This window comes from Seleniivibrio woodruffii (assembly GCF_029267515.1).
In the GTDB taxonomy this organism is placed as follows: Bacteria; Chrysiogenota; Deferribacteres; order Deferribacterales; family Geovibrionaceae; genus Seleniivibrio; species Seleniivibrio woodruffii_A.
The window spans coordinates 495,458-520,795 of the sequence record NZ_JAJUIS010000001.1; the positions used below are offsets into that span (position 1 = coordinate 495,458).

Sequence of the window (25,338 nt, forward strand, 5' to 3'; positions counted from 1 at the left end):
TATGGTTTTTTTTATTTTATTCAGAAAATTTTTTGTTTGAAATATTCATCCGGTCTGAACATGAAAAAAACTTTCATACTTTTTAAAAAGACGTAATCAGTCCTTATAGGCATATGCCCCTCCAAAACAGCCTTACATAAGAACATTCAGATATCTAAATCTATGGAATAACAGGAGTTAACCGTATTGGGCATATGCCAAGTTTTGTTGACTGTAAGATTTTCGTATGCTTGAATTTGAACAAGCATATAAATCCGGGCGGGGGTCAGTTGCGTGAACCTTCGCCCTGAGTGGTTCGTAACTAAAAGCGTGATCAGGACATTTTGTATCCGGCTGAACTTGAACAAAACCAGTAACACGTATGGGCATTTGCCTGAATTGGAGGATTTTATGAAGCACTCTTTATTGAGAAAGTACCGCTTTCTTGCGGTAGCTGCTGTCATTGCCTTTTCGCTGGCGGTACTGACAGCATGTGGCGGAGGTGGCGGCTCGGTAGACACCTCTGTTGAAAACAACCCCCCCCTTTATTCCTGGTGGACAGGTTACGACCAGAAAGCTGACACAAACGTCAGCGTGGCAACTCTTGACACATGGATCGCAAACGGATTTAAAACTGATGCGGGAGAGCCTGTTGTTATCATTGACATCAGCTCAACTTTCGGCACTGACAAGACTATTCCCGGTTCTTACAAGGGCGCCGATGTGGGCTATTATAACAGCTACACAAGAGACGAAGGTCCGCTGAATGCGTCCGAAGCGTATAACGGAGTTAACCCTTCTGATACCACCAAAACTGTAGATAACAGAACAGCAGCATCAATGGTTCTTACCGGTGAAATGGTGGATACCATCCTTTCAAAAATCGGCGCAGATCAGGACACTGTTATCGTTTTCGCTCAGAAAACCGGTATAAACACAGGACTTGCAAGAGTCTGGCAGATGTTCTACTACTGGGGATTTCCTGAGTCAAAACTTAAAATACTTGACGGAAACGTAACAGATGTTGCTACTGCCGCAGTTTCTCTTAACTACGCAGCAGCAAAAGAAGGCACATTTTCCGTTAACAAGCTGCCCCAGCTTCACTCTTCAGCAAGAGCAACCATTAAAGATGTGATTCAATCTCTCGAAGATGATTCAGCCATAATATGGGACTCATGGGGAAGCCATAGCAACGCAGGAAGCAAGATTGCCAAAAACAGATTCTTCTATGGTCAGGGCAACCTTTACACCGGCGGCGCTTATAAAGACCCCAACGTAATTCTTGACGCTCTGCTTACCGCTATGATAGACCCCACAAACGGTCTCAGCACCACAGACGGTATAGGCAAGGTTCTTGCGAACCTCACAACAACAGAAGAGAAAAGAGCTGCAGCTTATGAACTTCTGAAAACTAAAAAGATAATCACTCACTGCGCAGCCGGTAACGCTGCTGCGCCCGCTTTCTACTTTGCGAAAGAGATACTTCCCTCGCTTACAGGCAACGAAAATGTTGCAATGTTCGACGGTTCATGGAGCCAGTGGAGTGTTTATACCGACAGAAGCCCCATGGGTGCTGTTTATGCACAGGGTAAATTCACTGAGTTCAACACGACACCTTACACCACAATCACCAACGAAACAACTTTCCTGACCTATGCTACCAAGTTCTGGTGCAGGGAATACACAACAACAAATGTTTGCAACAGCCCTGTAAGCGTGGACACGGACTTCGACGGCAAAATGCTTAACGATATCGACAAAGAGTATCTTGAAAAACGCAGTACAGGCAGTTCTGACGAATCAGTCACCAACGTTGGCGGTGGCGGCGGTTCTTGCTGATTAAAAACGGAGAGTAATTATGTTTAAGACAAAAATATTAACAGTACTTATGCTGATGCTTATGTGCGCGGGAAGCGCCTTCGCCTTCAAACCGATTGATCTTGGCGACGGAAAATATCTGCAGTTCTTCTATGACGCACAGTTCGGCTACACAGGAAGAAACACAGGCAGCGGTGACACAGGCGAGGATGACACCAACGAGTTCAACTTCAGAAGGAACAGAATCGGTTTCATCGGAACATATAACGATCAGCTGAGCTTTTATGTTCAGACAGAGTATGTTGAGGACAAAAACATCAACCCTCTGTACGTTGACATATCTGACGACGACAGCCAGAATTTCTATCTTCTGGATGCCCAGATCAGATATACCCCCTATGAGAACTTTGATATAGTGCTTGGTAAGTTCAAACACTCACTCACAAGGGAAAACCTTGAAGGATGTTTCAACCCTCTGACACTCGACCGTTCGTTCTTTGTATACGCACCCTTTAAAACAAGCCGTGACAAAGGTATCGGTGCGCGCGCCGAGTTCCTTGACGACATGATACAGGTAAGAGGCGAAATTCAGGAAGGTCGTACAGGTGATGCTTCTGAAGGTTCACCCGATCCCGGTTCAAACCTCCGCTATACCGGTCGTGTTCACTTCTCTTTCTTTGACAAAGAGTCCGGTTATGGCTACAAAGGCACATATTTCGGTCAGAAAACAGTCCTGACAGCGGGCGCCTCATATCAGTATGAAGCTGATGCTGTGTACGCTGACGTGGACAACCTTGAAGATGCGAAAGACTACAAAGCATATTCATATGATATCTTCGGTGAACTCCCCACAAAAGCGGGCGTATTCACACTGTCTGCAGCATATCTTGACGTAGATTTCGACGACGCATACAAAAGCACAGACTCAGACGTTAACTCATACGGTCTGAACGGTCAGCGTGACGGTTACTATGTTAAAGCCGGCTATATGCTTCCCTTTAACGTCGGTCCCGGCAAAGTGCAGTTCTTCGGACGTTACGATTCTTTCGACTTCGCAAAACTTAACGGTTACGAAGACAACTCTGTGGATTTCATGGCTGCCGGTGTGAACTACTACATTGATGAAGACAAAATTAAACTGACTGCTCAGTATTCTAAAACAGACTTTGACAAAGAGGTCGGTTCGGATACTAACTCACAGGATTTCGATACTGTAGAACTGTATATGCAGGTCAGATTCTAATTGAAAACAAGCAAAAGGAGATGAAGAAATGAAAAAGAAACTCGGAATTATCGTGCTGGCAGTGATGGTTGTTACAGCGGGAATAGCGATCGCTGCTGCAAAATCCTCCAAAGGTAAGGTTACAAGCGTTGACGGAACTAACATCACCATTAAGCTGGACAGCGCAATTGATGTTAAGGCTGGCGACGCAGTGAAGGTGGAAGCTGTCGGCGGCAAACCCGGCTTCAAACTTCAAGGCTGTTGATCTATTTTCGGCGGGGCTTTATGCCCCGCTTTATTTTCCATTCAACTTCTCATATAATCAGAAAAAACTTTTGGTGGGCAGATGCTGAAATACATAATTGCAGGAATTTCTTTGACAGTGTGCGCTGCGGCGTTTGTGTATTTCGGGTTCTATCACACAGGTAAGACAGTCGTCGGCTGTATGTCCGAAAACTGCCATGCGGGGATAGAATATCCCTCGAAGAATCATGAGATCCCATGCGAACAATGCCACGGAGGCGACCCTAAGGCTGCGGACAAGACCGTTGCCCATGCTGATATGCTTGGCGGGCGCAATCCCGGCGATCCTTCCGTCTGGGACAAGACCTGCGGTCAGTGTCACCAGTATCAGCTTGAGCGGGTCTCCAGAACACTGATGTACACCGCCACCGGAATGATAAAAAACTCACAGCAGGCGTGGGACGACTATAAAGGCAAGCTGTACAGCACCCACGGTGCGGATGGGTTCGACGCGGAGGGCAATCCGCAGAAAAGACCGTCCGTTGCGGAGCTTGAGGAGCTTTCCGGCGAGCTTTACAGAAAATTCTGTGCTGCCTGCCACGTTGGCTATGACAAGCTGGAGGGCTACCGCGCCCACCACTCTTCCGGCTGTTCCGCCTGCCACTTCAACCACTCTGTTGAGGGCACATACAAAGGCGGCGACAAGAGTATCCACGGCAAGGGACCCTATCCTGAGAAACACGAGATATCGGCACTTCCGTCAAACGACGTATGCCTCACATGCCACAACAGAAGCGGGCGCATAGCTCTTTCTTACGAAGGCTTTTACGATGGCAACAACTCACTTGTGCCCACGAAGGACGGCTATCCGGGACCGGATCTGATAGACGGTGTGCGAAACGTCCGACACATGCAGGCGGATATCCACTTCGATTTCGGTATGGAGTGTATCGACTGCCACACCTCCGCGGATATGATGGGCGACGGATATATGTACGAGAACATGTACATGCAGATAGAGACCGCCTGCGAGGACTGCCACGGCACGGAAAAAGAGCTTCCGAAAACGCAGAAGGTTACGAAGGAGAACAGCAGACCTGTCCGCGAATCGCAGAACTATGCGTTCAGGGTTAATTACGGTGACGAGATGGTGCTCACCTCCAAAGGGCGCATGTATTCCAACGTGCGCAAAGAGAACGGGAAATATTATCTGTACACAAAGCGCGAGGGCAAGCGCATAGAGATAAAGACGGTTAAGGGCAAGGACAACCACGGTGTTTACGGTCACGACCGGATGGAGTGTTACACATGCCACTCAAATACCGTTGTCCAGTGCTACGGATGCCACACTTCATACGACAAGAGCGAGAAGATGACCGATCTTATAAAGGGGGAGGACACCTTCGGCTCGTTCAGTGAAAAAGAGGATTTCCGCACCCTGTTCCCTTTTCCTCTGGGAGTTAACCAGCGCGGGAGGATATCACCTGTAACTCCAGGCTGTCAGACGTTTCTGACTGTTATGGACGAAAAGGGCGAGATGGTTATGGACGATTACGTCTTTAACTACAGAGGCGAAAAGAATTTCAAATTTGCACCGTTTTACAGCCACAACACAGGCAAAAAAGCGGTAAGCTGCGAAACGTGCCATGGGAAACTGGCGTTCGCCGGCTATGGTCAGGGTCTTGTTTCCGTTAGTAAAAAGAACATCAACAGCGCGTATCTGTGCGATAAGTGCGATAAACCGCTGGATTCGCTGTACAGCATAAAGGGCGGCAAACAGGATGTGATATCCGATGTTGTCCGCGACCATTCAAGGATATTGAACAACAATGAGCTGGCTTCCATGGTTCGTGCGAACCAGTGCATTGTGTGCCACGAAAAAGGAGAAGGCAGGATATATGGCAAAAAGTTTTCATACGACAGTGTTCTTTCTGACCCTGTGCATAAGCCTTTGCTTCGCTGAAAGCAGTTTTGCGCTGGAAAAAAGCGATAAAAACTGTGCCGCCTGCCATAAGGAAAGGGTTGCGGGGGTGCACGGAAAGCAGAAGTGCGAAACCTGCCACGCTCCCAATAAGGAGCATTACGATAAAGCTGCGGACTTCTCCGTTTCGGCTAAGGGATGCCTTAACTGTCATAAGGAATACTCAGGAATACTGAAAAACCCTATGGTGCACAGAAGCGCTGAAAAGGCTTATGTGAAGAAGACATACGGACGCATTGACGGACAGTTCTGGAATAAGAACTGTCAGAACTGCCATGTGCAGAGCTGTATGAACTGTCACGACGGCGGAAATCCTCACACGATAAAGAAGCCTTCGACCGACAACTGTCAGGAGTGCCACAGGGATTATTATACAGGCATAGAATACAGCGGATACGGACAGCGTGAAGACCATGAACGCTACTCAAGGGGTAAGGAGCACAAGGGGGGCAAATATGCCTCCATGCTGCCGGACGTGCACCACACCAAGGGGATGCAGTGCGGCGAATGTCACTCCATGAAGAGTCTTGCGGAGGGCAGAACCTTTTCAAAAACCTGCACCGACTGCCATGTTATGAACAAAAATTCATCCGTGGAACACTCGATACCCCAGCACAGCCGCATGGAATGTTACACATGCCACTCCGCATGGGCTAATCAGGAGTACGGCACCTTCTGGATATATTTGCAGAATACTAAATTTGCGGAGTATTTCAGATGGGTAAAGCGCCCTCACCTCGATTATGCAAAGAGCAGTCACACCAAGCAATATGCTGATTTCCCAATAGGTGTGAACGCGCGAAAAAAATATTCGCCGCTGCGCCCGCAATACATAGCTTTTGTCACTCATATTAAGGATGACAAGGTTGTCGGCAGAGACAACGAGATGCTTTCGGCTGATTTCAGAGCTGTTTTTCCCCATACTGTGAGGCGGGAAACCGTGATGTGCGAGAGCTGCCACGCAGACGAACGCAGATTGATGCGGGAGCGGAAAGAGGACAGGCTCTATCTCACAGATAAGGACGGACTGCCTTTTGACAGTTTTTACAATTTCAAAGGGTTCAAGGTTGTGAATGGTCGATTTATAAATGATTCTGAATACAAAAGAATTGTGAACAAAAATAAGGAATATAAGAAAGCGTCCATGAAAAAATGGCGCCAGGTGACAGACGTTGTGGAAAGTGCAGGGAAATAGTGATGAATATGGAAACCATATTTATGTATTGGCATTTGCTATACAATACTTGAGAGTCTGATATCTTCTAATTCTTTTATATTTCGATTTAATTCAAAGTAAAATTGTATACAGTATTTTTACTTCATATTCTTTACTTATAACTATTGACAAATCCACTGGTATGTTTATTATTGTATTTAGTTCAAGCAAGATACAAATGTCCCTCATCACGCAAAAATCAAGAGGGACACAAGATGAAAAGCAAAATCTCCCGCAGGCGGTTTATACAGGGAACCCTTGCCGCTGGTGCGGCGGCGGCGACTCTGCCGTCACTCAGTCTTGTCGCAGGAGAGGTTGAGCACTCTACCCCATCCGGAATTACATACGCCCAAAACTGGTGCGAAATGTGTTTCTGGAAGTGCGGCCTCACGGCGAAGGTTGTCGATGGGAAAGTAGCGAAACTGGAAGGACAGAAGGACTGCCCCAGCAACTTCGGAAAACTTTGCGCAAAGGGCAACTCCGGCGTTTTCCAGCTTTACGACCCCGACAGATTGCAAAAGCCTCTCATCCGCACGGGTGAAAGAGGGTCAGGTCAGTTCAAAGAAGTCTCATGGGACGAAGCGATTAAGTATATCGCTGAAAAAGCGAACGCGCTTAAAGCTAAGTACGGTCCTGAAACGTTTACTCTTTTTGCCCATGGTTCCGGTGAACACTCATTTGTTGATCTTATTCATATAATGGGCTCTCCAAATATATGTATCCCTTCTTATTCCCAGTGTACTGGAAGCAGGGATATCGGCTGGGCGCTTACATACGGAAAACCTGTCGGCGGAAAAGAACCTGTGGATTCCGAGAACGCAAAATGTATCATGCTCCTCGGACGTAACATAGCGGAGGCTCTCCACGTCGGCGAGCTTCAGGATTTCATAAACGGCTGTGCAAATGGTGCTTATGTTATCTATGTTGACCCCAGATACAGCAAAACCGCTGCAAAATCCAACAAGTTTATGATGATCAAACCCGGAACGGACACAGCTCTGCTTCTGGCGATGATAAACTATATCCTCGTAAAAGAGATATATAACAAAGATTTCGTTGAAAACTACACTTCCGGTCTGGAGGAACTGCGCGAGCACGTCCGCCCCTATACCGTGAAATGGGCATCCGAGATAACCGAGATACCCGAAAAAGATATTATCGAAGCCGCAGAAAAACTCTGTGCGGCAGCACCCCACTGCTATATCCACCCCGGGCGCCGTCTTACCAGATACGGTACGGACACCCAGTTTGTAAGGGCAATCGCAATTCTTAACGCTCTTATGGGCAACTGGGAACAGCCGGGCGGTATATACAGACCCGTCCCTCTGAAACTCGACCAGCCCCATATGGTTCACGACCTTGAACGTGTTGAGGCGGACAGAGCCGACGGCGCAGGTACTGATTTCCCCATAGCGTCAACAGACCTTGGTCTTGCGAACAAAATGATGCAGGCTATCGCCGAACAGAAACACCCTCTCAAGGGGATGTTCGTTTACGGCTGCAACCCGTTCCATAACCAGGGCAGTACGGAGACCGTGGAAAAGGCTATCAAGGCGAGCGAGCTTATCGTAACCTGTGAGATATACATGACGGATACCGCATGGTATTCAGATGTTGTTCTGCCGGAATCCACATATCTGGAAAGGTATGACCCTATAATCATCACATCGAGAAAGAGCGGTTACATCCAGTATCGCGAACCCGCAGTCAAGCCTCTGTACGACACTCTGGGCGGTTGGGAAATTGCGGCGCGGCTTTCAAAAGCAATGGGCTATGAAAACCATTTCATGGATGTACGCGAGTATAATAAAGAGTTTCTTGACTCCATCGGTCTCACAGAGGCAAACATGAAGAAACACGGATGCCTCGTTGGTGCAGAGGGAGACCCCTTCCCTGTGGCTTCCGGCGCTGAACCTGAGTTCCACACGCCATCCGGCAAAGCGGAGCTTTTCAGCAGCATGATGAGCGATCTGGGTTACGAGGCTCTGCCCTCTTATGAAGCGCCTCCCATGCCCAAAGGAGATGAGTTCAGGCTTCTGTTCGGTCGTCTCAGCTTCCACACCCACGCCAGAACACAGAACAACGCTTGGCTGCTTGCCCTGCACCATTCTCAGGTTGAGCTGTGGATAAACAGCGAGCGCGCGAAGAACCTCGGCATTAAAAACGGCGACGACGTTTGCATTGTCAAAGGTGAAAAGAAGAGCAATCCGTGCAAGGCAAAGGTTGTGGACTATATCCACAGAGACGCCATATTCATTCCCCATGGCTTCGGTTCCGTAAGCAAGATGCTGACCAGAGTGGTTGGTGTGGGCGCGCGAGACTCCGATTTCACATCGGACGTGACAGACCCCGTCAGCGGCTCGGCAGGCTTCCATAACGGATTCGTCAAAGTTGTAAAGGCATAAGGGGGATGCAAAGATGAAAAAGAAATACGCAATGGCATATATTGTTGACCGCTGTGTAGACTGCAAGGCTTGTATGGTGGCGTGTAAAGCGGAATGGCATGTTCCGGACGAAGATTTCCGCACCCACATAGACACGGGCAAAAGCCCCGACTACACGGACAAGCTGAGGCTGCACTTCCTTCCCCACCAGTGCAACCACTGCGACGATGCGCCCTGTGTCACCGTATGCCCCACAAAGGCAAGCTATAAAAGGGAAGACGGCATAGTGTCCATCAATCAGAAGATATGCGTCGGTTGTAAATATTGTATAGTATCGTGTCCTTACGACGCGAGATTCTTTAACCACGAACTAGGCGTGGCGGAGAAATGCACTTTCTGCCTGCCCAGAATAGCTGAAGGACTTGCCCCCGCATGTGTTACAACCTGCCCCGGCAACGTCAGGGTCTTCGGGGACGTTAACGACCCCAAGAGCGAAATATCCGCTCTGCTGAGAGATGCCGCGGAGAAACACTATAAGGTGTGGAAACTGCGTCAGGACCTCGGCACAGAGCCGAATATCTATTACGTGCAGAAGTAGGAGGGCGGTATGGTTTTTCAGGAAGCATTTGAATGGTATATCGCCGTTTATCTTTTCCTCGCCGGAGTCGGCGCGGGTTCGATAGTTGCGGCTGTATTGGCGGATATGTATGACAGAGAGAAATATATTTCGTTTATAAAATCGGCGAGCGTGATAGGTATGCCGCTGGTTGCGATAGGTATATTCTTTCTGTACATAGACCTCGGACAGGGTATGTGGAAGCCGTGGCTGCTCATCCTTCTGTTCGTCAACCCCACGTCGGCTATATCATGGGGTACGGGTATACTGACACTTTTCATAATTTTTTCGATGCTGTACGCGATGTACAACCTCGGACTTTCAAGACTGCTGCGCTTCATGGGCGGCTGGCTGCCTAAGCTCGTTGACGGTATGGGAAGCAGCAAATGGATAAAATGGATGCTTATCCTCACGGGGATATGTACTGCAGGGTACACGGCGGTTCTGCTCGGTGTTCTTAGGGCAATCCCCTTCTGGCACCAGACGTCTCTGCCTATCCTGTTCATAATCTCCGCGACATCCACAGGTATCTCAGGAGCTATGATAGTGCGCGAGCTGGCTTTCAAAACGGAAGACAGTATGCACAAGATAGAGACTACCCACTTTTATCTGATAGTGCTTGAGATTCTTCTTCTGTTCGGCATGTTCCTCATCGCCATGCAGGGCGTGCCGGAGATGCAGTATTCCGCAAAGAGCCTTCTCAGCGGCAAATTTGCCATCGAGTTCTGGGCTGTGCTTGTGTTTCTCGGTCTGCTTGTTCCGGCTGTCGTTTTCGGCCTAGGCGAAAGCGGAAAGATGCACGTTACAGGCGGAAAACTGATCTTTTTCGAGGCTTTGGTACTTCTGGGAGGCTATTTCCTGCGTTTCCTTATAGTCCACGCAGGGGTTTATACCCAGAAGTTTACGGACTATATCCAGTAGGTTTTTACGGCGGACGGGAGTCTTCAAAAAGGCTCCCGTTTTTCAATTATTTATATTATGATATTCAAAAAATCAGAGGTTCTTTCATGCCCCTTGCTGAAAGCGTCACCAGGCGCGGTTTCATCAAAAAACTGTCCGTTTTCATAGGCGGAGCATTTGCGGCTTTCGGTCTGTACAGGTTTCTGACCCCCGATGTTGAGGGCGGTGACGTTATTTTAAGCATCGAAAGCGCGAAGGTGCCCGAAGGCGGCGCGCTGATATTTTCGGACAAACAGACCGCCGTGATGAAGCTGGACGGAAAGATAACCGCTATGTCTCTGACCTGCACCCATCTGGGCTGTACCGTTGCGCTGGACGGAGACAGATTCGCATGTCCGTGCCACGGCAGTATTTTTGCACTTAACGGCGATGTTATCAAAGGACCTGCGGTGAAAAGACTTGCGGTGTTCGCCGCAGAGGAGAAGGACGGCAAGGTAACGGTCTACCGCAGGAGCGCGGTATGATATCCCGCTTTTTTGCCCACCTCTTCCCCGTAACGTTTAATAAAGACACCCTGCTTTTCCGTAAAACAGGGTATCTCGGTATAATATGCACCGCCCTGTTCGTTCTGCTTGGGCTGACGGGCGTGCTGCTTTTGTTTTACTATTCCCCCGAAACTACGGCAGCATACAGTTCCGTCATGTTTCTTGAAGAGCACGTCGCTGGCGGAGCCTTTATCCGGTCGCTCCACCGCATGTGTTCCCACATGCTTTTGGTTTTTGCTGCACTGCACCTGTTAAGAACAGTGTTTACAGGTGTTTATGCCGCGCGGAAAAAGAACTGGCAGCTTGGTTATATAGTATTCGGGCTTATAGTTTTCGAGGCTTATACAGGATATCTTATGCCTATGGATCAGCTCTCCTTCTGGGCAACCAAAACAGGCATGGAACTGATGAACACCCTGCCCGCAGGCGTTTTTCTTAAAAATCTGCTGATGCCTGACGACGTTGGCGGGCGGCTCACCCTTCTGCGCTTTTTCGCTCTGCATATAGTCTTTCTGCCGACCATCACGCTGACGCTGCTGTCGGCGCATCTTTATAATATCCGCAGGGACGGCGGACTTGTGCCAATGCTTGAGCCTGAAAAGGTGAAATCCCGCGAACAGCTCGTGCGGTTTTCTCTTATCATATCGTTTGCCGCAGTTGCTGCCGCTATCCTGCTTTCTGTGATATTCAAAAGCCCGCTGGAACTTCCGGCTGATCCCGCTTCGCCGCCGAACCCCGCAAAAAGTGCATGGTTCCTGCTGTGGATTCAGGAAGTTGTGAGCTGGCGCGCTTCGCTGTTCAACGCCGTTGCCGTGGTTTTTATACTCTGCTATTTTCTTCCGTCTTTTAATAAAGAGCATACTGAACGCGCCGTCTGGTTCGGCAGAAGCGGAAAACCCGTGTGGGTGTCCATGCTTGTGTTAACGGTGTTTATACTTGTGCTGACAATAATTGCAGTATATTTCAGGGGGGCGAATTGGGAGCTCGTGCCTTTTTATTACTGATATTTCTGATGTCCGCCGCGGAGGTTTTCGCGTGTGTGAAATGCCATGAGCCGCACTATACTGAGGTAGGTACCTGTTCGGCGTGCCACAGAGGCGAGATGCGCTCATCCCGCGAAAACGTCGCCCATGCAGGGCTGATAACTGCGAAATACTCGTCATTTTATACGGATAAAAAATCGGTTTCCGCAGGCGAAAAGATAGTGTCTGATTCAGCCTGCCGCAGATGCCACGCCATAGGTGCGGAGGGCGGAACAGCCGCCGCAGACCTTAACGCGTCCGCCATGAAATACACTGGCGAATATCTGGACGATAAACTGAAAAACGTTAACGAATATATGCCCGATTTCCACTTTAACGATGGGGAGAGGCGGCTTGTGATACTCTATCTGTTGAACGCCGCATCGAAACAGCCGAAAAAGGCGAACGAGCCGTATGTCGCGTATATCACGCCCGCGAAAAAAGGAGCGTTTGAAAAGCATTGCGGCGGCTGTCACAGAATGATAACCAGAAGCGGCGGCGGAAAAGGGACGGGTATTGAGGGGGCTAACCTTTCCGGTCTGCTCACTAAATATTTTGTACCGTCCGTACTGCCTGCGGGCGAAAAAAACTGGACGGAAAAGCGCCTGCGGGAGTGGATAAAGAACCCCAGAAGCGTTAATAAACTGGCTGTGATGCCCCCCGTGCGCATCACGGATGCCGAACTGGACAAAGTTATAAAAGAGATAAAATGAAAGATAGCCTTACTCAGCATATGTGTATTACATATAATACAGGCATGAGGTGAAAATATGCTGACCGTAAGGTTGCCGGATGAAATAGATAACAGACTCACTGCCCTTGCAGAGCAGACAGGCAGACCCAAAAGTTACTATGTTCGTGAAGCGCTGGAAAACTATCCGGAAGACATTGAAGACATCTATACTGCTGAGACAGTTTATCGCAGAGTATTGGAAAGCAAAGAGGATGTTTCAGCTTTGGAAGAGGTTGAGAAGCGCCTTGGCTTATAAAATCAAGCTGACCGTAACAGCAGAAAAAGAACTTGCAAAGCTGGACAAGCAAGTTATTGTCAGGATAATTAAATTCCTGCGAGAACGTCTTTCTGTTTCAGATAACCCAAAATCTTTAGGAAAGCAGCTGGCAGGTTCAATGTGTCAGTTCTGTCGTTACTGAGTCGGGGATTATCGTATCATATGTGATATTCAGGATGATGAGCTTATAGTTCTTGCCCTTCGCATTGCTCACAGGAAAGAAGTACTCAAATAGATTTACAAATGAAAAGAGGCGGTCGCCTGACCGCCTCTTAAAAGTATGGTGTTTGCAATACCTTACTATTTTACGATGAGTTTCAGACCAACAGGGACGTATGCCTGAACTTTTTTGCCTTCAAGTACTGCCTTTGCAGTTTCAACGCCTTTCGCGCCGATGAATGCGGGCTGCTGTGCAACTGTAGCCGCCATTTTGCCGTCTTTAACAGCTTTAACAGCGTCATCTGTCGCATCAAATCCCACTACCATTATATTCTTTTTAGCCGCCTGAACAGCGCGCAGAGCACCGAGCGCCATTTCGTCGTTATGTGCGAAAACTGCGTCTATTTTGGGCTGTGACTGGAGGATGTTCTCCATTACGTTCAGACCTTTTGTTCTGTCGAAATCTGCCGCCTGACGTGCAACAACTTTGACAGCCGAACCTTTAAGCGCTTCGTTAAAGCCTTTGCCGCGGTCTCTTGCTGCGGATGTTCCGGGTATTCCTTCAAGCTCGACAACGTTTCCTTTTTTGCCGAGTTTATCGGCGATGAATTTCCCTGCCATTTTGCCGCCTGCAACGTTGTCGGAGGCGATGTGTGAAACTACTGTTCCGGCATTAGCGCCTCTGTCGAGTGTGATAACGGGGATTTTTGCTCTGTTTGCCATTTTGATTGCGTTGCCCACAGCGTCGGAATCTGTGGGGTTGATGAGTATTGCCGCAACGCCTTTAGACAGGAGGTCTTCAACGTTTGCGATCTCTTTTGCAGGGTCGTTCTGTGAATCCAGAACTATAAGGTTGATGCCGGCTTTTTTTGCTTCGCCAACTGCACCGTCTTTAAGTGTCACAAAGAATGGGTTGTTCAGCGTGGAGACCACGAGACCCACAGTCTTCTGTGCCGCAAATGCCATCATGGAGGGGATGACCATGAGGGCTGCGAAAATAGCAAATAATCTTTTCATACGTCACTCCTTAAATGGGACTGCCGCGTCGGCGACGAAACGGTCCCGTTACTTCTTTCTATCCATAAGAACGGCGATAAGTATCACCGCACCTTTTGCAATCATCTGATAATACGAGGAAACATTGAGAAGGTTGAGCGCGTTGTTCAGTATGCCTATGATAAGCGCACCTGTGAAGGTGCCGAATATCGTACCTACGCCGCCCGCAAGGCTTGTTCCGCCGAGAACCACTGCGGCGATTGCGTCAAGCTCGTATCCCGCTCCGGCTGTGGGTTGAGCAGAGGAGAGTCTTGAAGTGAGGATTATGCCGGCGATTGCCGAAACCAACCCGCACAGCGCATAAACGGCTATTTTTATCCTGTCCACCCGCACGCCTGAAAGCCTTGACGCTTCCTCGTTGCCTCCTATGGCGTAAACGTAGCGCCCGAAACGGGTGTGTTTAAGAACATAATGGGAGACAAGGAAGACGACTATCATGAGTATGACTGGAACGGGTATTCCGAAGACGTAGCCGGTGCCGAACCATGCGAAAGCGTCAGCAGCCGCGTCGTAACCTGTGGAGATGGGCTTGCCGTCAGTATGCACGAGTGTCGCGCCACGCAGAAGGGTCATTGCCACAAGAGTAGCTATGAACGGCTGGATTTTGCCCTTTGTGATGGCGATACCTGCCAGAACGCCCAGAAGTATACCCAGTGCAAGAGTGGCGAAAACCGTTGCCGCAACGCCGAATCCGCTGGATATCATAGTCGCAGCTATGGCGCCGCATAGAGCCAGAATAGAACCGACGGAGAGATCTATGCCTCCGGTTAAGATGACGAATGTCATGCCCGCCGCTATGACTGCGTTTATTGATGTCTGGCGCATAACGTTCAGTATGTTGCTGACGGTGAGAAAGTCGGGGCTGATGAGCGACACTATCACCGAGAGGATGATAAGCCCAAGGAGCGGGCGCGACCTTTTCAAAACGTCTTTCATATCTATTTTCATAACTTCTCCGAATCTATACGGCGTTCTTTATATTGCTTATGGCGAGTTTCATTATGTTCTCCTGAGTGGCTTCCGCACCGGAAACCTCGCCGGCTATGCGTCCCGCGCTCATGACGAGTATGCGGTCGCTCATGCCTATGACTTCGGGCATTTCTGACGAGATTAGAATGATTGACATTCCTTTCGCTTTCAGGAGATTTATCTGCTCATAGATTTCTTTTTTCGCGCCGACATCCACTCCGCGGGTGGGTTCGTCGAGAATGAGCACCTTGGGTGCCGTGACGAGTCCCTTTGCAATGGCAACCTTCTGCTGGTTGCCGCCGCTGAGGTCTACAACCCTCTGGGATGGTCCCGTGGTCTTGATGGACATCATATCTATATATTCTTTGGAGACCTCCTCCTCTCTTCCGAAGGAAATCTTCGAAAGGGCGGTCTGAAATTTTTTCAGTGCCGGAAGGGTGATGTTCTCCTTTATGGTCATTCCGATGATAAGACCGAGCTGTTTTCTGTCCTCGGAAACGTATGAAATCCCGTTTTTGATGGCTTCCGATGGGTGATTTATGCGCAATTCTTTGCCTGCGAGGGAGATTTTACCTTTTTTCAGCGGCATTTCACCGAATATAGACTTTGCGACCTCGCTTCTGCCGGAACCCATAAGTCCCGCTATGCCGACAACCTCGCCGCTTCGGATGCTGAACGATACGTCGGTGATACGGCTGTTGGTCAGTCCTTCCGCTGTGAAGACCACGTCTCCTGCTTTGCAGTCGCATTTAGGGTATCTGTCGCTGATGGGTCGCCCCACCATGAGCTGAATTATTTTCTCCTCGTCAAGTTCCGAAACGGGTTTCTCGTCAACAAAGGTTCCGTCCCGAAGGATGGTTGCCCTGTCGCACACGTCAAAAACTTCGGAGAGTTTATGGGATATGTATACGAGCGCCTTTCCTTCTGCTTTCAGGCTGCGGATGACCTTGTAAAGATTTTCCGTTTCAACGTCTGTGAGCGCGTCCGTAGGCTCGTCCATGATTATCACTTCCGCGTTCATGGAGAGCGCCTTTGCTATCTCAACCATCTGTGCCTGTCCGACACTGAGGGAGGATACCTTTGCTGTGGGCGAGGTCTTTTCGCCGAGCTGTTCAAGGTACCTTTTGGCTTCGGCGTTCATTTGTGAATATTTTACCTTGAGAAAAGCGTTCACAGGCTCCCGTCCGATGAAAATATTCTCTGCAACGGTGAGTTCGGGAATAAGGTTAAGCTCCTGATGGATTATGGCAATACCCTTGTTCATGGCGTCTTTGGGGTCTTTTGGTGTATGGGGCTTGCTTTTGAAAATCATTTCGCCGGAATCTTTCGTATAGACTCCGCTGAGTATCTTCATGAGAGTGGATTTACCGGCTCCGTTTTCGCCCAGAAGCGCCATGGACTCGCCTGAGTAGATGTTCAGGGATACGTTGTCCAGCGCCTTTACGCCGGGGAAGGATTTACAGATATTTTTCATTTGCAGAACGGGTGAACCGGACATCAGAACACCACCCCCGAATGAAGTATCACGTTTGCATAGGGGGTGCATTCCCCTGTGCGGATAACGGCTTTCGCGGTTTTTGTGAGTTTTTTGAACTCCTCATGGGAAACTGTATTCATCTTCGCGCCTTTCAGCATGTCTTTTATTGCCGATTCCACATCTGGATTTTTGTCAAAGATTTCAGAGGCGATTGTGAACTGTTCCACCTGAAGTTCTTCGAGAACGGTTTTAAGGACGGTGACGAAATCAGGCACTCCTGCGCAAAGGGCAAGGTCGATGCGTTCCGCGCTGTCTGGTATGGGCAGTCCGGCATCGGAAATAACTATAGTGTCGGTGTGTCCCATTTCGGAAATGACCGCCGAAATACGGCTGTTGAGCAGTTTTCCTTTTTTCATGTCACCCTCTATAACATTAAGAATACCAGAGCGCTGTAAGATATCAAGTAAAAATATTAGCAAATTTTACTAAAATTTTAGTTGCCGTTCACTGAAATATGCTATAATAAGAAATATAGGCAGTGAGCATAATGCGCGATTATAAAAGGTATTTGAAAAATCTATGGCAGCATTTGCTCATGTGTAAATTTTAGTAATAAATATGAAAAAAAATATAACAATAACCGAAATAGCTAAAATGGCAGAAGTGTCTGTCAGCACAGTTTCTCTGGTGCTGAACGGAAAAACAGGGGTCGGTCCCGCGGCGAGAGAGCGTGTGCTCCGCATCGCAAGGGAACACGGGTACAAAGGTACCACGGACAGCGGGCTGAACAGACGGCACAAGACCATCCTCTTTGTGAATATTGTCAAACACGGACATATACTTAACATGAACCATCAGGCTTTCGTGGCGGACTATATCAACGGTGCGCAGATGGAGGCTTCGAAAAAGGGCTATTCCCTTGAGGTGGCGGTCTTCGACAGGTTCGACCCTTCGGAGATAACAGGCTATGTTAACAACTCTTTCGCAAGCGGTGCCGTGATTCTTGGAACTGAGCTTGACGAGGCGGATGTGGAGCATTTTCTAAAAATCCATATTCCTCTGGTCTTTATAGATATTTTCTGTCCGTTCATGCCGTATGACTTCGTTGATATGAACAACGCGTCGTCGGTTTATAACATGATGTCGTATCTGACCCGCATGGGGCACAGCGAAATAGGAATAGTTACCGGACGCATAGAGACGATAAACTTTCAGCAGCGTCTGGATGCTTTCGAAAAAGCTATGAAGCATTTCGGGCATAAATTACGCAAGGATATGGTATTCACGGTGGAATCGACCTATGAAGGCGCATACGAGGACATGCGCACTCTGCTTAAAAAACAGAAGGAACTCCCTTCGGTGCTGTTCTGTGTGAACGATATCATAGCTCTGGGGTGTATGCGCGCTCTGAAAGAGGCGGGGCACTCAATTCCGAATGATATTTCCGTAGCGGGTTATGATAATCTGCCCATGAGCGCAATGGCGGAGCCGCCGCTGACCACTGTGGACGTTTCAAAAAGGAGCATCAGTACAAAGGCGGTTCGCATACTTGTGCAGAGGATAAAAGAGGGCAGCGGGATGCCTTATGAAAAGACGGTCATCGGCGGTGAGGTTGTGGAGCGCGGAAGCGTAAGAAACCTTATCGGGGAGGAAGAGGCATGAGCAGATTCTGCGTGGCGGGGAGCATAAACACAGACCTTGTTACAAAGACTCCAAGATTCCCCAAACCGGGAGAGACCATGTACGGCGAGCGTTTCAGCACCTTTACAGGCGGTAAGGGGGCTAATCAGGCTGTTGCCCTTGCTAAGCTGGGCGCGGACGTTGCCATGGTGGGCATGACCGGAAACGATATCTATGCAGATGATTATCTGGCGTATTTCAAACGGCTGGGTGTTGACACCAGAGGTGTTGAGAGAGCGGAAACATCAACTGGGATTGCTGTAATCACGGTGGACGGCAGGGGTGAAAACTCCATAATAATTGTGCCGGGTGCCAATGCTAAGGTTGATAAGGATTACATACTGAAAAACCGCGGAATAATCGAAGGCTCTGACTATCTGCTTTTACAGTTGGAGGTGCCCATGGACGCGGTTGTTCAGGCGGCAAGGAGCGCTTCGGAGGCGGGAACTGTGGTCATTCTTGACCCTGCGCCTGCAGTGCCGATAAGCGGTGAGCTTCTTAAATATGTCGATATAATCACGCCGAACGAGACAGAGGCGGAGATTTTAACCGGAGTCAAACCGGCGGACGAGGCGGGATTCGCCGCCGCCGGACAGAGACTTATAGAGATGGGTGTCAAAACTGCGGTGCTGAAGGCGGGGAACAGGGGCGCATATGTTTTTGCGGACAGCACTCTTACTCATGTTGAGGGATTCGTTGTCACCGCAGTTGACACCACCGCCGCAGGGGATACGTTCAACGCGGGGCTTGCTTTCGGACTTGGCAGAGGGCTTTCGATGATTGATGCGGTACGCTTTGCGAACGCCGCTGCCGCTATCTCCACTACGAAACCCGGTGCGCAGGACGGTATGCCGTCTCTTGAAGAAACTGAGAGACTGCTAGCCGGAGCTTGAATCAGACTACATTAGTCTTGTATTGTGCGGTTAGCTTCTTAAATTAGTATTTAAGGAGAACCGTATGTTTAAAGTAATCACATTTATAATAGTAATGTCCGTCCTTTTTGGGTGCGCTTCAAAGTATGATGTGAACCTTACGGGATACGGCGGACAGGAAACTTTCAGAAACAAAACCTACGATTTCGCACTTCCTGCGAATATAAAAACAGATCTTGAGATGATGAAATACGTCGGCGTGCTTGAGGCGCAGTTGAACTGCACAGGCTGGAGAAGAGATACGCGTAATCCGGCTTATGCTATAACGCCAGTGTTCGGGGTGATTCCGGGCAACGCACCGGCTGAGCCGCGATTCAGTGTCGGCGGCGGTATAGGGATGTTTTCCGGCGGTCTGGGTTCGGGATTTTCTCTGGGCACCGCTGTGGGGCGTGACGTTTCCGGCGAGAAGGATACCAGCTATCTGGACATAAAGCTGTTTGCTGCCGGAAATACGGACAAGCCGCCCGTATGGCAGGGTAAGATATTTACCCGCGACGGTGAACTTTCAGAGACAGCGGCTGTGCTTTCAAAGTATGCCGTTGATAATCTTGGTAAGAAGACCGACGGCGCTCTGGAGTTCAGGTTTGAAGCGGACGATGCTTCTTTGAAGGGGCTTAAAGGGTGTCCAGCCCGATAGATTAATCCTCTGGAAGACTCATGAATATGATGTTAAAATACCCCCGTTATTTAAAGCGGGGGTATTTTTTGTTCAGACTTTTGATATTGTTTTTTGTCATTCTGGTTTCCGCTTCCGCATATGCGGAGGAAAAGGGGACTTTCAGTCTGGTGGCGGAAAACGACATATTTCACAGCGACAGATATTACACTAACGGTATAAGGGCTTCGTGGCTCAGCGCGCCGAACGGCGGCAGCAGTCTTGCGCGGAAGGCGGCACGTCTTTTCCCGCTTTTTCCGGAGGAATTTACTGTCAGAACCAGCTATGCCGTCGGGCAGAACATGTATACTCCGAAAAGCATAACGCAGGAGGATCCTCCGGAGGGAGACAGGCCATATGCCGGATGGCTTTACGGCTCCGTCGGACTTATTGCCGAAGACGGTAAACGTCTTGACCAGCTTGAACTGAGCATCGGAACGGTCGGTCCTTCGTCCCTTGCGGAACCCACACAGAAGGCGGTGCACAGGCTTATCGGCTCCGACAACCCGCAGGGCTGGGACGGGCAGTTGAAGGACGAACCGGGGTTCATACTGATGTACCAGCGGAACTGGCGCAGTCTCATAACAAACGGCGCGTTCGGATTTCCTATGGATGTTACTCCCCATATGGGCGGTGCGTTCGGCAACATATTCACCTATGCAAATACAGGGTTTATGGTTCGCTACGGTCAGCAGCCTGACCTTGATTACGGTCCGCCGAGGATACAGCCCAGTATGCCCGGTTCCGGTTTTTTCGTGCCTGAGAACAGGTTCCGGTGGTATGTTTTCGCCGGGGCGGACGGCAGGGCTGTCGCACGTAATATATTTATAGACGGCAATACCTTTCGCGACAGTGCCAGTGCGGACAGGGAACCTTTTGTCATGGACGTCCAGTTCGGCGTCGTCGCTTCGTGGCGCGAATATCGTTTGGGCTACACTCAGGTGATGCGTTCGCGCGAGTTTGAGGAACAGGGCAGCAGATATCAGAGTTTCGGGGCGGTAAGTTTTTCCATGCAGATGTAAATGCGTGCCGCAGCCTGAAATTATTCCGAGCATTTTACTGAAAATTCGTGTAAAATAATTTTACTATGCTGTTAACCGCGGCTTTTATTTTTTGCCGTGTGGAAATTTATAAGGAGTGCGGATGACTTCATCTTCGGATATTGAGCGTCGTCTGGATGTTACATACCGGTATTTTTCCCACCATATAAGAACGTGCACATCCGTTGTCGTTGCGATGCTGGATGCCGTTGCCGAAGGGCTTACGGACAAGTCCATGACTGACATGATAATGGAATCCGGCTATCTGCTCGACATATACGACAGAGGCATGAGTGTCTGCTTTAATCATGTGCTTGGGAAACCCCACGGCATAGAGATTGAAGAGATGGACATCAGCCATCTGATTGAACTTTATGTCAAAAATGCCGTGTCGGAAGAGGGGGCGGCCGTGACAAGCCATCTCAAAGGCGTAAAGGTGCTCTGCGACGCGTATTCATTTAAAAGCCTTTTCCAGATTCTTTTGCAGGAGGGGCTTTCCTCCTCAAAAGATGAGCTGAAAATTACCCATGATTCAAACAAAATATATATTCTACCCGATAAGGGATATAACGAGATACAGCCTATTTTTGCCATTTTTGCGGAGATTTTTGAAAGAACCGGTATCGTGATGAGTTACGACAAAACTTCCATTATTTTGAGGTTCCAAGATGAGAGTATTAATTGCCGATGATGAGCTTCGCCTCCGCAAAGTGGTGTCGCTGCATTTGAAAAAGAGCGGGTTCGATGTTTATGAGGCGGGTAACGGTCAGCAGGCGGTTGACATGGCAAAGGAGCTGGTTCCCGACATCATAGTGCTGGACGTTATGATGCCGGAGAAAACCGGACTTGAGGCGTGTGCGGAGATTAAAGGTATAAAGGAGCTTGCGTCCATACCTGTTGTGCTGCTCACAGCTATGGCTGAATCCGACGATATTAAAAAGGGAAGAGAGGCGGGAGCAGATGAATACCTTACCAAGCCTTTCAGTCCCAAAGAGCTTATAGATATTATAAAAAGCAGGACATGATGCGGGTTTTGTTCATAGGCTCTCAGGAGAGCAGAAATCTGTTTCAGGCAGCTTTGGCGGGGCATGGAGAGATAACCTCCGACAAAAATGCGGACTGCTGCGTCATAGAGATAGCGGAAACCCAGACGCTGTTCAGACTCCCGAAAAAATTTCCTGTACCGACTTTTTTTTATATAACAAAGAAAGACAGACAGCTTCTTGATGCACTTACGGATTTTAAGATATCCGGCATTTTCTTTCCCCCTCTGAAACCTGATGAGATAGTTAAAAAGATGTTTCAGGGGAACATACAGACAACGGCCGCTAACGGCAGCGGATTCGACACTCTGAAAGCGAAAATAATAGCCAAGGCGGAGAACATTCCGCCGCTGCCTTCCCTTGCAAGGGAGCTTGTTCGGCTCACCCGCAACGACAAGACAAGGATAAAGGATTTCGTTGATCAGATAAAAAAGGATCAGGGGCTCAGCTCCCGCATAATAAAACTTGTGAACTCCCCGTTTTACGGGGTGCGTCAGGAGATATCCAGCATAGACCGCGCGACGGTGCTTCTTGGGCTTAACACTGTTAAAAACCTTGCGCTGGCGGTATCCACGGAGTCTTTTTATAATAAAAACTTCAGTCTGCTGAAAACAACAGGTCAGAAGATATGGCAGCACGGGTTTGTGGTTGCGAGGCTCTGCGAAACCATAGCTAAGCTGACGGGAGAGGACGAGGATGCTCTCTATCTGGCAGGGCTTATGCACGACATGGGCAAGACGGTCATAGTTGATTTCCTCGTTAAAGAGGCGGTTACGATTGAGGATGAACGCAACCAACTCGGCACAGACCACTGCGCCGTTGGCGAACTTGTGCTTACAAAATGGGCTGTCATGAAGGACATTGCCGAGGCTGTGCGCCACCACCACCATATGAGCAGGGACGCTTTCAGCCAGATACTCTATTTCGCGAACCAGATGCACAAAAACATAGAAGACCCAGAAACACTGGAAGACACCATTTCGGACTGCGCTTTCGCGCTCGGAGTGCCTTTGGAAAAGCTGCACGAGGCGGTTGACCCCGTGCTTGAGTCGGAGCAAGCGGATAATGATATTTCCTAAAAAACTTCTCGATGCCCTTTTTGCCGGCGGCGTCCATGATTTTTACCACGGAATGAGGGAATATCTGGACAGCTCGTGCTTTGCGCCTTTCACAATATGGCAGATAGACATGAGCATATGCACACCTGTGACGGGGGCATACAGGAACGCAGAGGGGAGATATGACATTCACGACCTCGGTTTCGACGGCACAGGAAACTCCAAGGAACGAAGGACGCTGGAATTTTTTGACGAGAAGATAGAAGTTTACGGCACGGTATTTTTCAGCCATATGGGCACAGTGTACTGCGCTGTGAGCTTTCACGAGGCGCCGGAATACAAGATATTCGCGGAGCTTATCGCGTTCAGCGACTATATCGGTCAGAGGCTTGCGGAGCTTATAGCCCGTGAAAAGAATATAAACGTATATGTCGATTACCAGAAGAAGATAGAGTTTGTCAAACAGAGCAGCAGAATACTGCGTGCGGTGGAACTGGATGAGGTTGTCGCCATGGCGCTGACCTTTTTCATGGACGTGTTCTCCGCAGAGGCGGGATGTGTTCTGCACAACGGAGAGTTCATCGGCTTCGGGCTTGAAGAGAGCGATCTGCGCAACAACATCCGCATAGGTTCTCAGGGCGCCTATGCCTACGTTTCCGGTGTTGAATATACCGAGTTCATCGAAAACAGGATAGACTGTTCGAAGTTCAACATTGAAAATATCTTTCTCATATATGAAGAGACGAAGAATATAAGAATACTCCTTTTTAACATACATTTTGATATTATTCCGGACAAGGAATTTTCCGAGCTGGTTTCCTCCATAGTTTCGACTGCTGTTGAAAACGCAATGTACCATCAGAAGATGACAAAACTGAAAATTCAGGAATCTGAGATGACCGCCACCGGAGACATTCTGAACAAGTTCGTTTCCAAGTCCGTTTCGTCCGACTGCGGCATAACCCTGCGCGGAATAAACCACCCTGCTCGGACGGCGGGCGGAGACTATATGACCGTTAAAGAGACCGAGGACGGGCTCTTTTTCTGTATAGCAGACGTATGCGGAAAGGGATATTCCGCGGCGGTGTTTACAGTGGTTCTCAGCGTTTTCACCGAGAACGCAGATCTTTTCGACAGGGATATTGCGCTGGACAAGCTGGCGGGCACTCTGAACCGGTTTCTACTTGGCAAGAATTTCGGCGACAGATTCATCACTGCCTTTTTCGGTTACATAGATAAAAAGGATTATACTCTGAAATACCTGTCGTGCGGGCATGAGCCGGTTATGCACATAGCCGTGAGCGGTGACAAAAAGATATTATCGGATTTTCTTCCCATCGGTCTCATGGAAGAGGGATACACCGTGAAATCGGAACCTCTTGCAAAAGGGGACACGCTTTTCCTTTACACGGACGGGCTTACGGAGTATATGAACGAGGACAGCCTTGCGGAGAAAGTTAAGCAGCTTACGGATTCAGGGGCAGATAATATACTTGAAGTCCTTTACGAGGATATGGTATTGGACAAGGATATGCAGAGGGATGACTTCACCTGCATGATCATCAGGATTTAAGGGGTTTTTTCTTGGAACAGAAATCAAAAGAAATACAGCAGATGTTCGACAATATAGCCGGAAGGTACGACCTTCTGAACAGGCTCCTCAGCTTTCGCACAGACGTACGCTGGCGCAAGAAAGCCATTAAACTGGCGGGCATTGCGGGCGGTCAGACCGTTCTCGATCTTGCGTGCGGAACAGCCGACATGATGATAGAGATGGACAGGCGCGTTGACGGCGTTAATCTCGTCGGCGGTGATTTCAGCTATAACATGATGCTGATAGGCAAACAGAAGTTTCCGAAAGGCTCGTTCAGTGTGGCAGATGCACATTGCCTTCCTTTTGCGGACAAGAGTTTTGACAGGATAACCATCTCTTTCGGTTTCAGAAACGTTACGGACAAACCGAAAGGACTTAAAGAGATGCACAGGGTGCTGAAAGACGGCGGAAAACTCTGTATTCTTGAGTTTTCACAGCCGGAGGGTCCGGTTTTCAGCAGGCTTTACAGACTTTATTTCACAAAGATACTCCCATTCATCGGCGGAATCATCTCCGGAAACAGAAAGGCATACGAGTATCTGCCCGATTCGGTATACAAATTTCCGAAAAGGGACGCTTACAGACAAATGATTATGGACGCAGGTTTTTCAGTGGTTCAGTTCAATCCTATGAGCTTCGGCATTTGCGACGCGACTATCTGTATTAAAAACTAATAATTCAGTTTGTTAATTTTTTTATTGAAATCATGGGCATAAGCCCTATATTTTTGCATACAATA

General features: G+C 48.9%; 25 protein-coding genes and 1 pseudogene. 22 read left to right on the plus strand and 4 right to left on the minus strand.

Annotation, left to right across the window (positions count from 1 at the left end):
* Window positions 1-390 precede the first annotated feature (390 nt).
* The 13 genes and pseudogenes from Q7P67_RS02255 to Q7P67_RS02315 form a co-directional block, all read left to right on the plus strand.
* Window positions 391-1,818, plus strand: coding sequence for a hypothetical protein (locus Q7P67_RS02255; protein ID WP_303850259.1), 1,428 nt, complete (start codon window positions 391-393; stop codon window positions 1,816-1,818).
* 19 nt (window positions 1,819-1,837) lie between these two features.
* Complete coding sequence (gene extI, locus Q7P67_RS02260; RefSeq protein WP_303850260.1) at window positions 1,838-3,040, plus strand: selenite/tellurite reduction operon porin ExtI; 1,203 nt, start codon at window positions 1,838-1,840, stop codon at window positions 3,038-3,040.
* Between the two features lie 28 nt (window positions 3,041-3,068).
* A complete protein-coding gene (gene extJ, locus Q7P67_RS02265) occupies window positions 3,069-3,284 on the plus strand; it encodes a selenite/tellurite reduction operon protein ExtJ (RefSeq protein ID WP_303850261.1) in 216 nt (71 codons plus the stop codon).
* Window positions 3,285-3,365: 81 nt separating this feature from the next.
* Entirely contained in the window at window positions 3,366-5,225 is a 1,860-nt protein-coding gene (extM, locus tag Q7P67_RS02270; protein WP_303850262.1) for a selenite/tellurite reduction operon c-type cytochrome ExtM, read from the plus strand.
* Window positions 5,161-6,438, plus strand: a complete 1,278-nt coding sequence (gene extO / locus Q7P67_RS02275; protein WP_303850263.1) for a selenite/tellurite reduction operon b-type cytochrome iron-sulfur cluster-binding subunit ExtO — start codon at window positions 5,161-5,163, stop codon at window positions 6,436-6,438. The genes extM and extO overlap by 65 nt, the downstream gene beginning before the upstream one ends.
* 236 nt (window positions 6,439-6,674) lie before the next feature.
* Window positions 6,675-8,864, plus strand: coding sequence for a molybdopterin-dependent oxidoreductase (locus Q7P67_RS02280; RefSeq protein WP_303850264.1), 2,190 nt, complete (start codon window positions 6,675-6,677; stop codon window positions 8,862-8,864).
* 13 nt (window positions 8,865-8,877) lie between these two features.
* The gene (locus Q7P67_RS02285; RefSeq protein WP_303850265.1) at window positions 8,878-9,441 is read left to right on the plus strand and encodes a 4Fe-4S dicluster domain-containing protein; all 564 of its coding nucleotides are present in this window, start codon (window positions 8,878-8,880) and stop codon (window positions 9,439-9,441) included.
* Window positions 9,442-9,450: 9 nt separating this feature from the next.
* Window positions 9,451-10,380: an NrfD/PsrC family molybdoenzyme membrane anchor subunit gene (gene nrfD, locus Q7P67_RS02290; protein WP_303850266.1), complete on the plus strand. Its 930-nt coding sequence runs from the start codon at window positions 9,451-9,453 to the stop codon at window positions 10,378-10,380.
* Window positions 10,381-10,466: 86 nt separating this feature from the next.
* Window positions 10,467-10,883: a ubiquinol-cytochrome c reductase iron-sulfur subunit gene (locus Q7P67_RS02295; protein WP_303850267.1), complete on the plus strand. Its 417-nt coding sequence runs from the start codon at window positions 10,467-10,469 to the stop codon at window positions 10,881-10,883.
* A complete protein-coding gene (locus tag Q7P67_RS02300) occupies window positions 10,880-11,908 on the plus strand; it encodes a cytochrome b N-terminal domain-containing protein (protein WP_303850268.1) in 1,029 nt (342 codons plus the stop codon). Before Q7P67_RS02295 ends, Q7P67_RS02300 begins: the two co-directional genes overlap by 4 nt.
* Window positions 11,909-11,916: 8 nt before the next feature.
* The gene (gene extS, locus Q7P67_RS02305) at window positions 11,917-12,639 is read left to right on the plus strand and encodes a selenite/tellurite reduction operon c-type cytochrome lipoprotein ExtS (RefSeq protein WP_303850269.1); all 723 of its coding nucleotides are present in this window, start codon (window positions 11,917-11,919) and stop codon (window positions 12,637-12,639) included.
* A gap of 57 nt (window positions 12,640-12,696) precedes the next feature.
* The gene (locus Q7P67_RS02310; RefSeq protein WP_303850270.1) at window positions 12,697-12,915 is read left to right on the plus strand and encodes a DUF6290 family protein; all 219 of its coding nucleotides are present in this window, start codon (window positions 12,697-12,699) and stop codon (window positions 12,913-12,915) included.
* A gap of 175 nt (window positions 12,916-13,090) precedes the next feature.
* Window positions 13,091-13,171: pseudogene (locus Q7P67_RS02315) on the plus strand (type II toxin-antitoxin system RelE/ParE family toxin); the annotation flags it as partial.
* A 65-nt stretch (window positions 13,172-13,236) separates the two neighbouring features.
* Here the strand turns inward: Q7P67_RS02315 and rbsB are convergent.
* From rbsB to rbsD, 4 genes are read right to left on the minus strand one after another with little or no spacing between them, the layout of a single operon-like run.
* Entirely contained in the window at window positions 13,237-14,112 is an 876-nt protein-coding gene (rbsB, locus tag Q7P67_RS02320; RefSeq protein ID WP_303850271.1) for a ribose ABC transporter substrate-binding protein RbsB, read from the minus strand.
* A gap of 48 nt (window positions 14,113-14,160) precedes the next feature.
* Entirely contained in the window at window positions 14,161-15,099 is a 939-nt protein-coding gene (gene rbsC / locus Q7P67_RS02325) for a ribose ABC transporter permease (RefSeq protein ID WP_303850272.1), read from the minus strand.
* A 13-nt stretch (window positions 15,100-15,112) separates the two neighbouring features.
* Window positions 15,113-16,618 (minus strand): sugar ABC transporter ATP-binding protein, encoded by a 1,506-nt coding sequence (locus Q7P67_RS02330; RefSeq protein ID WP_303850273.1) that lies wholly within the window; start codon window positions 16,616-16,618, stop codon window positions 15,113-15,115.
* On the minus strand, window positions 16,618-17,013 hold the full coding sequence (gene rbsD, locus Q7P67_RS02335; RefSeq protein WP_303850274.1) for a D-ribose pyranase: 396 nt from the start codon (window positions 17,011-17,013) through the stop codon (window positions 16,618-16,620). The genes Q7P67_RS02330 and rbsD overlap by 1 nt, the downstream gene beginning before the upstream one ends.
* 202 nt (window positions 17,014-17,215) lie before the next feature.
* On the opposite strand from rbsD, the gene Q7P67_RS02340 reads away from it, so the two are divergent.
* From Q7P67_RS02340 to ubiE, 9 genes are all read left to right on the plus strand, one after another.
* Complete coding sequence (locus tag Q7P67_RS02340; protein ID WP_303850275.1) at window positions 17,216-18,259, plus strand: LacI family DNA-binding transcriptional regulator; 1,044 nt, start codon at window positions 17,216-17,218, stop codon at window positions 18,257-18,259.
* Window positions 18,256-19,170: a ribokinase gene (rbsK, locus tag Q7P67_RS02345; RefSeq protein WP_303850276.1), complete on the plus strand. Its 915-nt coding sequence runs from the start codon at window positions 18,256-18,258 to the stop codon at window positions 19,168-19,170. Before Q7P67_RS02340 ends, rbsK begins: the two co-directional genes overlap by 4 nt.
* 64 nt (window positions 19,171-19,234) lie before the next feature.
* Window positions 19,235-19,846: a hypothetical protein gene (locus Q7P67_RS02350; protein WP_303850277.1), complete on the plus strand. Its 612-nt coding sequence runs from the start codon at window positions 19,235-19,237 to the stop codon at window positions 19,844-19,846.
* Window positions 19,847-19,914: 68 nt separating this feature from the next.
* Window positions 19,915-20,886: a lipid A deacylase LpxR family protein gene (locus Q7P67_RS02355; protein ID WP_303850278.1), complete on the plus strand. Its 972-nt coding sequence runs from the start codon at window positions 19,915-19,917 to the stop codon at window positions 20,884-20,886.
* A gap of 121 nt (window positions 20,887-21,007) precedes the next feature.
* Window positions 21,008-21,595 (plus strand): hypothetical protein, encoded by a 588-nt coding sequence (locus tag Q7P67_RS02360; protein WP_303850279.1) that lies wholly within the window; start codon window positions 21,008-21,010, stop codon window positions 21,593-21,595.
* Window positions 21,573-21,929 carry a response regulator transcription factor gene (locus Q7P67_RS02365; protein WP_303850280.1) on the plus strand — a complete coding sequence of 119 codons (357 nt, stop codon included), beginning with the start codon at window positions 21,573-21,575 and terminating at the stop codon, window positions 21,927-21,929. Before Q7P67_RS02360 ends, Q7P67_RS02365 begins: the two co-directional genes overlap by 23 nt.
* On the plus strand, window positions 21,926-23,026 hold the full coding sequence (locus Q7P67_RS02370) for an HDOD domain-containing protein (protein WP_303850281.1): 1,101 nt from the start codon (window positions 21,926-21,928) through the stop codon (window positions 23,024-23,026). Before Q7P67_RS02365 ends, Q7P67_RS02370 begins: the two co-directional genes overlap by 4 nt.
* Window positions 23,013-24,578, plus strand: coding sequence for a PP2C family protein-serine/threonine phosphatase (locus Q7P67_RS02375; RefSeq protein ID WP_303850282.1), 1,566 nt, complete (start codon window positions 23,013-23,015; stop codon window positions 24,576-24,578). The genes Q7P67_RS02370 and Q7P67_RS02375 overlap by 14 nt, the downstream gene beginning before the upstream one ends.
* 11 nt (window positions 24,579-24,589) lie before the next feature.
* Entirely contained in the window at window positions 24,590-25,273 is a 684-nt protein-coding gene (gene ubiE / locus Q7P67_RS02380; RefSeq protein ID WP_303850283.1) for a bifunctional demethylmenaquinone methyltransferase/2-methoxy-6-polyprenyl-1,4-benzoquinol methylase UbiE, read from the plus strand.
* Window positions 25,274-25,338: the final 65 nt, after the last annotated feature.